12 protein-coding genes are annotated in these 12,849 nt (G+C 59.6%); 2 read left to right on the forward strand and 10 right to left on the reverse strand.

Annotated features, from left to right (window positions below; translation table 11 throughout):
- Nucleotides 1-29: 29 nt before the first annotated feature.
- From AC07O1_RS15545 to gcl, 8 genes are all read right to left on the reverse strand, one after another.
- Nucleotides 30-1,028, reverse strand: coding sequence for a sulfate ABC transporter substrate-binding protein (locus AC07O1_RS15545; RefSeq protein ID WP_495089258.1), 999 nt, complete (start codon nucleotides 1,026-1,028; stop codon nucleotides 30-32).
- Between the two features lie 91 nt (nucleotides 1,029-1,119).
- Nucleotides 1,120-1,947, reverse strand: coding sequence for an ion transporter (locus AC07O1_RS15550; protein ID WP_495089259.1), 828 nt, complete (start codon nucleotides 1,945-1,947; stop codon nucleotides 1,120-1,122).
- 21 nt (nucleotides 1,948-1,968) lie between these two features.
- The gene (locus AC07O1_RS15555) at nucleotides 1,969-2,883 is read right to left on the reverse strand and encodes an urea transporter (protein ID WP_495089260.1); all 915 of its coding nucleotides are present in this window, start codon (nucleotides 2,881-2,883) and stop codon (nucleotides 1,969-1,971) included.
- Between the two features lie 144 nt (nucleotides 2,884-3,027).
- The gene (gene pyk / locus AC07O1_RS15560; protein WP_495089261.1) at nucleotides 3,028-4,443 is read right to left on the reverse strand and encodes a pyruvate kinase; all 1,416 of its coding nucleotides are present in this window, start codon (nucleotides 4,441-4,443) and stop codon (nucleotides 3,028-3,030) included.
- On the reverse strand, nucleotides 4,433-5,713 hold the full coding sequence (locus tag AC07O1_RS15565; protein ID WP_495089262.1) for a glycerate kinase type-2 family protein: 1,281 nt from the start codon (nucleotides 5,711-5,713) through the stop codon (nucleotides 4,433-4,435). The genes pyk and AC07O1_RS15565 overlap by 11 nt, the downstream gene beginning before the upstream one ends.
- Nucleotides 5,714-5,860: 147 nt before the next feature.
- A complete protein-coding gene (locus AC07O1_RS15570) occupies nucleotides 5,861-6,751 on the reverse strand; it encodes a 2-hydroxy-3-oxopropionate reductase (RefSeq protein ID WP_495012191.1) in 891 nt (296 codons plus the stop codon).
- 154 nt (nucleotides 6,752-6,905) lie between these two features.
- Nucleotides 6,906-7,688 carry a hydroxypyruvate isomerase gene (hyi, locus tag AC07O1_RS15575; protein ID WP_495089263.1) on the reverse strand — a complete coding sequence of 261 codons (783 nt, stop codon included), beginning with the start codon at nucleotides 7,686-7,688 and terminating at the stop codon, nucleotides 6,906-6,908.
- Between the two features lie 142 nt (nucleotides 7,689-7,830).
- A complete protein-coding gene (gcl, locus tag AC07O1_RS15580) occupies nucleotides 7,831-9,606 on the reverse strand; it encodes a glyoxylate carboligase (RefSeq protein WP_495089264.1) in 1,776 nt (591 codons plus the stop codon).
- Nucleotides 9,607-9,872: 266 nt separating this feature from the next.
- Here gcl and AC07O1_RS15585 point away from each other — a divergent pair, with 266 nt between their 5' ends.
- Nucleotides 9,873-10,313, forward strand: a complete 441-nt coding sequence (locus AC07O1_RS15585) for a GlcG/HbpS family heme-binding protein (RefSeq protein WP_495089265.1) — start codon at nucleotides 9,873-9,875, stop codon at nucleotides 10,311-10,313.
- A gap of 150 nt (nucleotides 10,314-10,463) precedes the next feature.
- On the opposite strand, the gene AC07O1_RS15590 is transcribed toward AC07O1_RS15585, so the two are convergent.
- Both AC07O1_RS15590 and AC07O1_RS15595 read right to left on the reverse strand, forming a co-directional pair.
- Nucleotides 10,464-10,922, reverse strand: a complete 459-nt coding sequence (locus AC07O1_RS15590) for an REP-associated tyrosine transposase (RefSeq protein WP_495089266.1) — start codon at nucleotides 10,920-10,922, stop codon at nucleotides 10,464-10,466.
- 205 nt (nucleotides 10,923-11,127) lie between these two features.
- Nucleotides 11,128-11,736, reverse strand: a complete 609-nt coding sequence (locus AC07O1_RS15595) for a TetR/AcrR family transcriptional regulator (protein ID WP_495012187.1) — start codon at nucleotides 11,734-11,736, stop codon at nucleotides 11,128-11,130.
- A 134-nt stretch (nucleotides 11,737-11,870) separates the two neighbouring features.
- Here AC07O1_RS15595 and AC07O1_RS15600 point away from each other — a divergent pair, with 134 nt between their 5' ends.
- The gene (locus tag AC07O1_RS15600) at nucleotides 11,871-12,785 is read left to right on the forward strand and encodes a DUF808 domain-containing protein (RefSeq protein ID WP_495089267.1); all 915 of its coding nucleotides are present in this window, start codon (nucleotides 11,871-11,873) and stop codon (nucleotides 12,783-12,785) included.
- The last annotated feature ends 64 nt before the right edge of the window (nucleotides 12,786-12,849 follow it).

Below are 12,849 nucleotides of genomic sequence, written 5' to 3' on the forward strand. Positions count from 1 at the left end.
AGGTCGCCTTTTTCATGGGAGCCCAGCGCTTATTGCCCGCTGTAGACCTGATCGAAAACTCCACCATCGTTGAAGTGGGTCTTCTGCACGGTTCGCCAGTCACCGAAGGTTTTCTCTACCGAGAGGAAGTCGACTTTCGGGAAGCGGTCGGTGTACTTGGCCAGGACCTTCGGGTCGCGTGGTCGCAGGAAGTTGGTGGCAGCGATTTCCTGACCTTCTGGAGACCAGAGGTACTTCAGGTATTCGTCCGCTGCGGCGCGGGTGCCTTTTTTGTCGACGACTTTATCGACCACGCTCACTGGTGGCTCTGCTTCGGCGGAGACGCTTGGATAGATCACTTCGAACTGGTCGCGACCGAATTCGCGGGCAATCATTTCGGCTTCGTTTTCGAAGGTCACCAGCACGTCGCCAATCTGGTTGGTCATGAAGGTCGTGGTGGCGGCGCGGCCACCGGTGTCGAGTACCGGCGCTTGCTTGAACAGCTTGCCGACGAATTCTTTGGCCTTGTTTTCGTCGCCGCCGTTTTTCAGTATGTAGCCCCACGCCGAGAGGTAGGTGTAGCGGCCGTTGCCGGAAGTTTTCGGGTTCGGCACGATGACTTGCACGCCGTCTTTTAGCAGGTCCGGCCAGTCTTTCAGGGCTTTCGGGTTGCCTTTGCGGACGATGAACACGGTGGCCGAGGTGAACGGTGCGCTGTGGTCCGGCAGGCGGGTGATCCAGTTGTCGGGAACCAGTTTGCCATTGTCGGCCAGAGCGTTGATGTCGGTGGCCATGTTCATCGTGATGACATCAGCCGGCAGGCCGTCGATGACCGACCGGGCTTGTTTGCTGGAACCGCCGAAGGACATCTGCAAGGTGATGTTTTCGTTGTGCTCGGCTTGCCAGTGTTTCTGGAAGGCAGTGTTGTAGTCTTTGTAGAAATCTCGCATCACGTCGTAGGAAACGTTGAGCAGGGTCGGTGCGGCCTGAGCCACGCTACCCAAGGCCAGGCCAGCGGCCAAAAGTGAGGCGCTAAAGAGTCTTTTCACTGCGCATTCCTTGTTCTATTAAAAGTGATGCAAGTTGCCAGCGACTATAGCCGGGGCTTCATATCTCTTTAAAGATTAAAAAGAACTTTGCTTATTCTATTTTTTTGAATAGCGCATTGCCGCAACGTGAACAGAACGCTGCGTCGTGTTCATGATTGTTTTTTGGGCACACCGGGCAGTTGTGCTGCAACTGGGCGCCGCGCATGGCGCTGGCCAGTTCCGCAGTGAAAATCCCGGTGGGCACGGCGATGATCGAGTAGCCGGTGATCATCACCATGGCCGAGATCACTTGTCCCAGTGACGTCTTGGGCACGATATCGCCATAACCGACGGTGGTCAGAGTGACGATCGCCCAGTAGATCCCCTTGGGGATGCTGGTAAAGCCGTGTTCAGGGCCCTCGACCACATACATCAGCGTTCCGAACACGGTCACCAGGGTGCAGACGCTGAGCAGGAACACGAGGATTTTCTGTTTGCTGCCGCGCAGGGCATCCAGCAGGTAGTTGGCCTGTTTCAGGTACGGGCTGAGCTTGAGTACGCGGAAAATCCGCAGCATCCGGATGATCCGGATGATCAGCAGGTACTGAGCGTCGCTGTAGTACAGCGCGAGGATCCCCGGGACGATGGCCAGCAGGTCCACCAGTCCGTAGAAGCTGAAGGCGTAACGCAGCGGCTTGGGCGAGCAGTACAGACGCAAGCCGTACTCGATGACGAAGATGACCGTGAAGCCCCACTCGATGTAGGCCAGCAGGTCTGCGTAGTTCTGATGGACGCTGTTGATGCTGTCGAGGATCACGATCACCAGACTGGCGAGGATGATTAACAGCAGTGCGCTGTCGAAACGTCTTCCGGCCATCGTGTCGGTCTGGAAAATCATGACGTAAAGCGGTTCACGCCAGTTGTTGTTGCTGCTGTTCATGGAGAGCGCCTGAAGCAATGATCAGCGCAGCCTAGGGTGATTGTCCCTGATAGCGCAAGGCGCACTGTCCACGGCGGCCTGGCGCAGCACGCGAATGCCGGCACGGACCAGCCAGCAGGCGAGGATGAAGGGTGCGGTGAGCGCCGATAGGCCCAAGGCGCTGAAGCCGGGTGTCAGCAGTATGGCCAGGGCAATGCCGAACAACGGTAGCCAGGGTTGGCGACGTTGCTGGCTGAAGGCAAGGGCGGCGAGCACTGCGTTGTAACCGCTCAAACCCAGCAGCGCGTTTGACGTTTCGTGATGCAGCAAGGCAAAGCACAGACCCGCGGCAGAACCCAGCAGCGCCCATAAGAAAGCGCGGCGGTCGGCGATCAGCAATCCGATAGCAATCAGTGCACCGGCCAGCGGATGACCCAGAAACATGACCTGACCAAGCCCTTTCAACGAGGCTGCGACCAGGTTGAGGGTGTTCATTTCAATCAAGGGTGCAGGAGACTGGGGTGCAGCAAAGTTCAGGAGTAACCAGCTCAATCCAACGAAGGGCGCGGTGTAGGCGGGCAGGCAATGCTGATCGCGGGCGCGCTTGAGCCATTGCTGAGTGAGTATCGCACTCAGGCCACCGCAGGCGATGATCAGCGGCGGCAACATCGCTGACCAGGGGAAATAAAGGCTCAGCAGCAAGCCGAGCAAAACACCGTTGTAACTGAACAGACCGGCCTGACGCTCAGCCTTGGCATAACCGCGACGTTGCGCGGTGAGCAACCCGGCGACACCGCCCAGCAGCGCACCGCCGAGCAAGGCTGGAGCAGTAAACAGAATGGCCAGCAGGCACAGCAGACCAAACAGCGGATGGCGCTGGAGGAAAATCTGGCTGAAGCCGTTGAGCAGGGCAGTGGCCCAGTCGGGGCAGTGGGTGTTGAAGTGGTTTGAGGGCATTTCGAGTCTATGTCTGGTAAACCGAGGCGCCCCCATCGCGAGCAGGCTCGCTCCCACACTGAATCTTTGTTCAGTTGTCAGATCTGCGAACAACACAAATCAACTGTGGGAGCGAGCCTGCTCGCGATGAGGCCGGAACAGGCGCTAAATCAACGTCTCGATGCGCAACGAGTTAGTTGATCCCGGCTGACCGAAAGGCACGCCCGCGGTGATCAACAACGTGTCGCCACGCTTGGCCATGCCTTGCGCCTGGGCGATTTCCAGGGCCGTGGAGCAAACTTCGTCAACCTGACGCAATCGATCATTGACCACCGAATGCACACCCCAGGCCACGGTCAGGCGGCGTGCGGTTTGCAGGTTTGGTGTCAGGTTGAGAATTGGCACTGTCGGTCGTTCCCGCGCTGCCCGCAAACTGGAGCTGCCGGATTCGCTGTAGTTCACCAGCACCGCCACTGGCAGGATGCTGCTGATGCGGCGGATCGCACAGCTGATGGCGTCGGACACCGTGGCTTCGGCCTGAGGCCGGCTGACGTCCAGTTGCGTCTGATAATCCGGGCCGCTTTCGACCTGGCGGATGATCTTGCTCATCATCTGCACCGCTTCCAGCGGGTAATCACCGGACGCGGTTTCTGCCGAGAGCATCACCGCGTCGGTACCCTCGGCCACGGCGTTGGCAACGTCAGTGACTTCGGCGCGGGTCGGTGCCGGGGAGAAGCGCATCGACTCGAGCATCTGCGTCGCCACCACCACGGGTTTGCCGAGCTGTCGGCAGATAGTGATGATGTTCTTCTGAATCTGCGGCACGCTTTCGGCCGGCACTTCCACGCCCAGATCGCCGCGGGCAACCATGATCGCGTCGCTCAGCCCGGCAATTTCTCGCAAGTGTTCGACGGCTGACGGCTTCTCGATTTTCGCCATCAGAAAGGCTTTGTCGCCGATCAGTTCGCGGGCTTCGAGGATGTCTGCCGGACGCTGCACAAACGATAGCGCCACCCAGTCCACACCCAGCTCCAGGCCGAAGCTCAGGTCGCGACGGTCCTTGGCGGTCAGTGGGCTCAATTCGAGCAGGGCTTGCGGGACGTTGACGCCTTTACGGTCAGACAGCTCGCCGCCGTTGAGCACCGTAGTGTCGATGGCATCGGCATGTTTGGCGGTCACTCGCAGGCGTAGCTTGCCGTCGTCCAGCAGCAGGTCCATGCCCGGTTCCAGCGCAGCGATGATTTCCGGGTGGGGCAGGTTGACCCGGCGTTGATCGCCGGGCGTTGCGTCCAGGTCCAGACGCAGGGCTTGACCGCGCATCAGTTGAACCTTGCCCTCGGCAAACTTCCCGACCCGCAGTTTCGGACCTTGCAGGTCCATCAGAATCCCCAGCGGGTAATTCAGCTGTTTCTCGACTTCGCGAATCCACTGGTAGCGCTGAGCATGATCAGCATGGTCGCCATGGCTGAAATTGAGGCGAAAGATGTTCACCCCGGCTTCGACCAACTCACGGATATCGTCGATTCCGTCTGTGGCAGGGCCAAGGGTGGCGAGGATTTTGACCTTCTTGTCAGGCGTCATGTTTAGGGCTCTCGAGAATCAGGATGGCGCGAAAGTCGTTGACGTTGGTGCGGGTCGGTTCGGTGACGACCAACGCATCCAGCGCGGCGAAGTAGCCATAGCCGTTGTTGTTGTCCAGCTCGTCGCTGGCGCTCAGACCCAGGGCGGCGGCGCGAGCGTAGCTGTCCGGGGTCATGATGGCGCCGGCATTGTCTTCGGAACCGTCAATGCCATCGGTGTCGCCGGCCAGCGCATAGACGCCGGGCAGACCCTTGAGGTTATCGGTGAGGCTGAGCAGGAACTCGGCGTTGCGCCCGCCGCGGCCATTGCCACGCACGGTGACGGTGGTTTCACCGCCAGAGAGAATCACACACGGCGCCGCCAGTGGCTGGCCGTGGAGCACAACCTGGCGTGCGATCCCGGCGTGGACCTTGGCCACTTCCCGGGACTCGCCTTCCAGGTCGCCGAGAATCAACGGGCTGAAACCGGCCTGACGAGCTTTCACCGCCGCCGCTTGCAACGATTGCTGCGGTCGCGCGATCAGCTGGAAGTGACTGCGGCTCAGGCCCGGATCACCAGGTTTGACCGTTTCCGATTCGGCGCTTTGCAGCCAGCTGCGCACGGTCGCCGGAACATCAATGGCATAGCGCTTGAGAATAGCCAGGGCTTCGGCCGAGGTGCTCGGGTCGGCCACGGTCGGCCCGGAGGCGATCACCGTTGCCAGGTCGCCCGGTACATCGGAAATCGCGTAGGTGTAGACCGTCGCTGGCCAGCAGGCCTTGGCCAGGCGGCCGCCCTTGATCGCCGAGAGGTGCTTGCGCACGCAGTTCATCTCGCCGATGGTGGCACCGGATTTGAGCAGGGCTTTGTTGATCGACTGTTTGTCGGCAAGCGTGATCCCGGCCGCCGGCAGTGCCAGCAATGCCGAGCCGCCGCCCGAGAGCAGGAAGATCACCCGGTCGTCTTCAGTCAGATCGCTGACCAGTTCCAGCACCCGTTTTGCCACGGCCAGACCGGCCGCGTCAGGCACCGGGTGGGCGGCTTCGACTACTTCGATTTTGTCGCAAGGGGCGCCGTGACCGTAGCGGGTCACTACCAGTCCCGAGACTTCGCCCTGCCAGCAACGCTCGACCACTTGCGCCATGGCCGCGGCGGCTTTACCCGCGCCAATCACGATCACCCGACCACTTCGATCGCTGGGCAAATGGGCTTCAAGGACGTGCTGCGGGTGGGCGGCGTCGATGGCTGTGGCGAACAGCTCACGCAGGAATTGTTGCGGATCGACCGACATGGCGGGCTCCCAATCTTATTGTTTTGGCTGATCGTTCCCATGCTCTGCGTGGGAATGCCTCAATGGACGCTCTGCGTCCGCTTCGGCGGTGACGCGGAGCGTCACGGGATGCATTCCCACGCAGAGCGTGGGAACGATCGGGTTGGTTTATTTATCGCGAATCGAGAAATTCGCCATGTGCTCAAGACCTTTGATCAGCGCCGAGTGGTCCCAGTTACTGCCACCGATGGCCGCGCAGGTGCTGAACACTTGTTGGGTGTTGGCGGTGTTGGGCAGGTTGATGCCCAGCTCGCGAGCACCGGCCAGGGCCAGGTTGAGATCCTTCTGGTGCAGGCTGATGCGGAAGCCAGGATCGAACGTGCCTTTGATCATGCGCTCGCCGTGGACTTCGAGGATCTTTGACGAAGCGAAGCCACCCATCAGTGCTTCACGGACCTTGGCGGGATCAGCACCGTTTTTCGAGGCGAACAGCAGGGCTTCAGCAACCGCCTGGATGTTTAGCGCGACGATGATCTGGTTCGCCACTTTGGCGGTTTGACCGTCGCCGTTGCCACCGACCAGGGTGATGTTCTTGCCCATGCTCTGGAACAGTGGCAGAGCGCGTTCGAAGGCCTGGCTGTCGCCGCCGATCATGATGCTCAACGTGGCAGCCTTGGCACCGACTTCACCGCCGGACACCGGGGCATCGAGGTATTGCGCGCCTGTTTCGTTGATTTTTGCGGCGAAGGCTTTGGTCGCGGTCGGTGAGATCGAGCTCATGTCGATCACTATCTTGCCTGGACCGACACCGGCAGCCACGCCGTCGGCGCGGAACAGCACGTCTTCGACCTGCGGGGTGTCCGGAACCATGATGATAATGAACTCAGCTTCCTGAGCGACTTCTTTCGGGTTCGCCAGAGCGACCGCGCCAGCGGCCACCAGGTCGGCAGGGGCGGGGTCGTGGTGCGCCGAGAGGTACAGGCTGTGACCGGCTTTTTGCAGGTTCAACGCCATTGGGTGGCCCATGATGCCGGTGCCGATAAATCCGATTTTAGCCATGAGAAAATCCTCTTGTTTTTATTGCTGCTTCAAGCAAATAGGGGTGCGCTGCTTTTGTGGGAGCGAGCTTGCTCGCGATAGCGGTGTGACAGTCAACATTGATGCTGAATGTAATGGCCTCTTCGCGAGCAAGCTCGCTCCCACAGGTGTCGTGTCAAATCGCGTTATGGGTTTTCAACCAGCCCAACCCGGCTTCAGTCGTGGTCAGCGGCTTGTATTCACAGCCGACCCAGCCCTGGTAACCGATACGGTCCAGGTGTTCGAACAGGAAACGGTAGTTGATCTCGCCAGTGCCCGGTTCGTTACGCCCCGGGTTGTCGGCGAGCTGGATGTGATTGATCTCGTCCAGATGGTCGGCCATGGTCCGGGCCAGGTCGCCCTCCATGATTTGCATGTGGTAGATGTCGTATTGCAGGAACAGGTTGTTGCTGGCGACCTGCTCGCGAATCGACAGGGCCTGAGCGGTGTTGTTCAGGTAGAAGCCCGGAATGTCGCGGGTGTTGATCGCCTCCATCACCAGCTTGATGCCCGCTGCTTGCAGCTTGTCGGCGGCGTACTTGAGGTTGGCGACGAAGGTCTTTTCAACGGTGGCGGCGTCCAGGCCTTGTGGGCGGATGCCGGCCAGGCAGTTGATCTGGGTATTGCCCAGCACTTTCGCGTAAGCGATCGCCAGATCGACACCCGCGCGGAACTCTTCGACCCGATCCGGCAGGCACGCGATACCGCGTTCGCCCTTGGCCCAGTCACCGGCCGGCAGGTTGAACAGCACTTGGGTCAGACCGTGGGCATCGAGCTGCGCCTTGATTTCGGCGGAGCTGAAGTCATACGGGAACAGGTATTCGACACCACTGAAGCCGGCCTTGGCGGCAGCTTCGAAGCGGGCAAGAAAACCTTGCTCGGTAAACAGCATGGACAGGTTGGCTGCGAAACGCGGCATGGTGGTCTCCTGTAAGGATTCATCGTTCCCACGCTCTGCGTGGGAATGCATCCGGTGACGCTCTGCGTCACCTAAGGGCTGGACGCGGAGCGTCCGGGGCGGCATTCCCACGCGGGAGCGTGGGAACGATCCTTCAACGCAATCAGTCGAGCAACGAAATCGCCGTCGGCGCATCGCTGCCGACCAGCGCCAGATCTTCGAATTCGTTGACGGCGTTGATCTCGGTGCCCATGGAAATGTTGGTCACGCGCTCCAGGATAATCTCGACGATCACCGGAACCTTGAACTCCTCGATCAGCTCTTCGGCCTTGCGCAGGGCAGGGGCGATGTCAGCTGGTTCGAAGACGCGCAGAGCCTTGCAACCCAGGCCTTCGGCAACCGCGACATGGTCGACACCGTAGCCGTTGAGTTCCGGAGCGTTGAGGTTGTCGAAGGACAGCTGTACACAGTAGTCCATGTCAAAACCGCGCTGTGCCTGACGGATCAGCCCCAGATAGGAGTTGTTCACCACGACGTGGATGTACGGCAGTTTGAACTGCGCGCCCACCGCCAACTCTTCGATCATGAACTGAAAGTCATAGTCGCCGGACAGCGCCACGACTTTGCGGCTCGGGTCAGCCTTGACCACACCGAGCGCGGCCGGAATGGTCCAGCCCAACGGGCCGGCCTGACCGCAGTTGATCCAGTGACGCGGTTTGTAGACGTGCAGGAACTGCGCGCCGGCAATCTGCGACAGACCGATGGTGCTGACGTAGCAGGTGTCCTTGCCGAACACCTGGTTCATCTCTTCGTATACGCGCTGCGGCTTGACCGGCACGTTGTCGAAGTGGGTCTTACGGTGCAGGCTGGCTTTACGCTGCTGGCAGTCTTTGAGCCAGTCGCTGCGGTCCTTCAGCCTGCCGGCGGCTTTCCATTCGCGAGCGACTTCAATGAACACTTTCAGCGCCAAACCAGCGTCGGAAACGATGCCCAGGTCCGGGGTGAACACGCGGCCGATCTGGGTCGGTTCGATGTCAACGTGGATGAATTTGCGGCCTTCGGTGTACACGTCCACCGAACCGGTGTGACGGTTCGCCCAGCGGTTACCTACACCCAGTACCACGTCGGACTTGAGCATGGTCGCGTTGCCATAGCGGTGCGAGGTTTGCAGACCGACCATGCCGACCATCAACGGGTGATCGTCAGGGATGGTGCCCCAGCCCATCAGGGTCGGGATTACTGGAATGCCGGTCAGCTCAGCGAACTCCACCAGCAAGTCACTGGCATCGGCATTGATGATGCCGCCACCGGCGACCAGCAATGGCCGTTCAGCCTGATCGAGCATGGCCAGGGCTTTCTCGACCTGCACGCGATTAGCCGTTGGTTTGGCCAGCGGCAGCGGTTCGTAGGCATCGATATCGAATTCGATTTCTGCCATCTGTACGTCGAACGGCAGATCGATCAGCACCGGGCCAGGGCGGCCGGAGCGCATTTCGAAAAAGGCTTTCTGGAAGGCATAGGGCACTTGGCCCGGTTCCAGAACGGTGGTCGCCCACTTGGTCACTGGCTTGACGATGCTGGTGATGTCGACCGCCTGGAAGTCTTCCTTGTGCATACGGGCCCGGGGTGCCTGGCCGGTGATGCAGAGGATTGGAATCGAGTCGGCCGAGGCGCTGTAGAGCCCGGTGACCATGTCGGTACCGGCAGGCCCGGAAGTACCGATGCACACGCCGATGTTGCCGGCTTTAGTGCGGGTGTAGCCCTCGGCCATGTGCGAGGCGCCTTCAACGTGGCGAGCGAGGACGTGATCGATACCGCCGACCTTTTGCAGGGCGGAGTACAGCGGGTTGATGGCTGCACCGGGGATGCCAAAAGCGGTATCAACCCCTTCGCGGCGCATCACCAGAACGGCGGCTTCGATTGCTCTCATTTTGCTCATGGTTTTGTGCCTCTTAGGTTTTGTAATTGTATACAAGTGGCTTTGCGCAGAGTGTATTCACGGCGGACGGCGCAGGTCAATCCATTTTATCAAGCGGCTGTTTCATTCGTCATAAGCCAGAAGTACTGTGGCTTTTCGTCGCACAAGCAGCTTTTCGATAAATATTGTATACAAAAAAATAACTCATTGTGTTCTATTTGTCGCGTCGGGCTTCTCAAGAAAAAGAAACCCAAAGGCTTTCCCCTAACAAGATAAGGACGGCACCCATGAGCGCTTTAACCTTGAAAGACGCAGTTAGCCTGACTGGTCGAGCCATTGCTGCGGGGCGCAAGATCGCCGCGGCACCGCTGACCATCGCGGTACTTGATGCCGGAGGGCATCTGGTGACCTTGCAACGTGAAGATGGCGCGAGCCTGCTTCGCCCGCAGATCGCCATCGGCAAAGCCTGGGGCGCGATCGCGTTGGGCAAGGGTTCACGGCTATTGGCGCTGGACGCGCAGCAGCGGCCGGCCTTTATCGCCGCCCTCAATAGCCTGGGGCAGGGCAGCGTGGTGCCGGCGCCGGGCGGGGTGTTGATTCGCAATCAGGAGGGTGTGGTGATTGGCGCCATTGGCATCAGCGGCGATACCTCTGACATCGACGAGCAATGCGCAATCAGCGCCATCGAGGCGCAGGGGTTGCAGGCGGATGCGGGTGTGACGGCTTGATCAGTGGTGCCTGATCGATAGCAATAGTGAGCAAGCGAACGTCGCCCGGCCCGTCCCACATTAAATCTGTGTTAGCCGAGAATCCGGCAGATGAACTCAGTCTGGTGTGGGAGCGGGCTTGCTCGCGATGGGGGCAACTCGGTCTATTGGCTAAACCCAAATCGCATCCCAAAGCGGATAGTCGCCAATCTGCTTCACAAGTCCTGCCCGCATTGGGTTGGCCACGACATAACGCGCGACTCGTCTCAAACCCTCTTCATGGCGCACGGCGTGATCATGGTAACTCTGTTGCCAAAGGCTTCCAGTTCGCCCAGTGGCAGTGTTGACCGCTCGAGTACTAAAGGATTTGGTTCGGCACATCAGCTCGCCCAAAGAATCTTGGTGCAGTTCAACAAGCCAGTGGAAATGATCCGGCATGACTACCCACGCCAGAGAACTTGCCAGTCCTTGTTCCTCAGCCTTTCTGAATTGATGAACCACTAGCCGACCCAGGGTGTAATCCCTGAAAACAGGCTCGCGATTGAGAGTGTTCGCGGTAAGCAGATAGATTCTGTTTTGTTCGGCATAGCGACCGATGCGCAAGCGATGTGATGCTGGCAGTTCAGGCATTCCGTTGCCCTTTCTGTAGAAAATTTACTGAAAGGGTAGATCGGTGAATGCCGGGTTGTGGGGGTGGACCTTTAGCTGGATGTGTCTGGCAGATGGCTATCGCGAGCAAGCCCGCTCCCACATTAGATCAGTGTTGGCCACGAATCTTCGGCTGAACTCGTTTTAGTGTGGGAGCGGGCTTGCTCGCGATTGAGGGCGCCGCGGTCTACTTGTCCGGCTCGCAGCCCTTGAGCACGAGGCGGATGATGGTCTGTGCCGCCGCTTCATAATCGGTTTCATCGAGCTTGGCTTTGCCAGTGACGACCGAGATTTGCCAGTCGAAATCGGCGTACGTCTGGGTTGCCGCCCAGATGCTGAACATCAGGTGGTTGGGGTCGATTTGGGCGATCTGCCCGCGGTCGATCCAGGTCTGGATGCAGTCGATATTGTGTTTGGCCTGGGCATTGAGCTGCTCGACCTGATCGGGGCTCAGGTGCGGTGCGCCGTGCATGATCTCGCTGGCGAACACCTTGGACGCGAACGGCAGATCGCGGGAGATGCGGATCTTGGAACGGATATAGCCACTGAGCACTTCGCTGGGCACACCGTCGGCATTGAACGGCGTCGAGGCCTGCAGAATCGGCTCGATGATGCTTTCCAGCACCTCGCGATAGAGGTTTTCCTTGGACTTGAAGTAGTAGTAGACGTTGGGCTTGGGCAACCCCGCCTTGGCCGCGATGTCACTGGTTTTAGTCGCAGCGAAGCCCTTGTCGGCAAACTCTTCGCTGGCTGCGCGCAGGATCAGTTCTTTGTTGCGCTCGCGGATGGTGCTCATAAACCAGGTGATTCCTTGCCTGTTCTGGCGGTTGCGCATGGTAGCACCGGCTTTGCGCGGGGCTCAAGAATGCCCCGCAGCGCCTTGTGTCGCGCTATGCTCGACAAAATTCATGATCGAAGGAAGCCTGATCCATGGCAGGAAGCAGTTTGCTGGTGCTGATCGACGACATCGCCGCCGTGCTCGACGATGTAGCCTTGATGACCAAGCTGGCCGCCAAGAAAACCGCCGGTGTGCTTGGCGACGACCTGGCGCTCAACGCCCAGCAAGTTTGCGGTGTGCGCGCCGAGCGTGAAATTCCGGTGGTCTGGGCCGTGGCCAAGGGCTCGTTTCGCAACAAGTTAATCCTCGTTCCTGCTGCATTAGCCATCAGCGCCTTGGCGCCGATGCTGGTGACTCCGCTGTTGATGCTCGGCGGGGCCTATCTGTGCTTTGAAGGCTTCGAAAAACTTGCCCACACGTTCCTTCACAGCGAGGCCGACGACAAGTCCGGCCATGATCAACTGATCGATGCCGTGGCAGATCCGGCCGTCGACCTGGTGGCCTACGAGAGGGACAAGATCAAGGGTGCTGTGCGCACTGACTTCATCCTCTCGGCAGAAATCATCGCCATCACCCTGGGCACTGTGGCCGACGCGCCGCTGATGCAACAGATCATCGTGCTGTCGGGTATCGCCATCATCATGACCGTCGGCGTCTATGGCCTGGTGGCCGGCATCGTCAAACTCGACGATCTCGGGTTATGGCTAACCCGCAAGCCAGGGCAGGTGGCCAAACGCATTGGCGGCGCCATCCTGCGTGCCGCACCGTACATGATGAAAAGCCTCTCGGTGATCGGCACCGCGGCGATGTTCATGGTCGGTGGCGGGATTCTCACCCATGGTGTGCCGGCGGCTCATCACTGGATAGAAAGCGTGAGCCAGAGCACAGGTGGCTTTTCGCTGATCGTGCCGATACTGCTCAATGCTGTGGCCGGGATTATCGCCGGGGCGGTGGTCCTGGTGGGGGTGATGGCGGCGGGCAAGGTCTGGCGGATGGCGAAGGCCTGAAACGGCGTTCTACAAAACGCTAAAGAAAAAGGCCATTCGATTGAGTCGAATGGCCTTTTTTTCA

Source organism: Pseudomonas sp. GW821-FHT07G10 (assembly GCF_059418545.1).

Excerpts from the sequence above, each read along its gene's own strand:
- AC07O1_RS15590 (WP_495089266.1), bottom strand. The coding sequence starts at position 10,922 with ATGCCTGAACTGCCAGCATCACATCGCTTGCGCATCGGTCGCTATGCC.
- hyi (WP_495089263.1), bottom strand. The coding sequence starts at position 7,688 with ATGCCGCGTTTCGCAGCCAACCTGTCCATGCTGTTTACCGAGCAAGGT.
- AC07O1_RS15570 (WP_495012191.1), bottom strand. The coding sequence starts at position 6,751 with ATGGCTAAAATCGGATTTATCGGCACCGGCATCATGGGCCACCCAATG.
- pyk (WP_495089261.1), bottom strand. The coding sequence starts at position 4,443 with ATGACGCCTGACAAGAAGGTCAAAATCCTCGCCACCCTTGGCCCTGCC.
- AC07O1_RS15600 (WP_495089267.1), top strand. The coding sequence starts at position 11,871 with ATGGCAGGAAGCAGTTTGCTGGTGCTGATCGACGACATCGCCGCCGTG.
- gcl (WP_495089264.1), bottom strand. The coding sequence starts at position 9,606 with ATGAGCAAAATGAGAGCAATCGAAGCCGCCGTTCTGGTGATGCGCCGC.
- AC07O1_RS15555 (WP_495089260.1), bottom strand. The coding sequence starts at position 2,883 with ATGCCCTCAAACCACTTCAACACCCACTGCCCCGACTGGGCCACTGCC.
- AC07O1_RS15565 (WP_495089262.1), bottom strand. The coding sequence starts at position 5,713 with ATGTCGGTCGATCCGCAACAATTCCTGCGTGAGCTGTTCGCCACAGCC.
- AC07O1_RS15595 (WP_495012187.1), bottom strand. The coding sequence starts at position 11,736 with ATGAGCACCATCCGCGAGCGCAACAAAGAACTGATCCTGCGCGCAGCC.
- AC07O1_RS15550 (WP_495089259.1), bottom strand. The coding sequence starts at position 1,947 with ATGAACAGCAGCAACAACAACTGGCGTGAACCGCTTTACGTCATGATT.
- AC07O1_RS15585 (WP_495089265.1), top strand. The coding sequence starts at position 9,873 with ATGAGCGCTTTAACCTTGAAAGACGCAGTTAGCCTGACTGGTCGAGCC.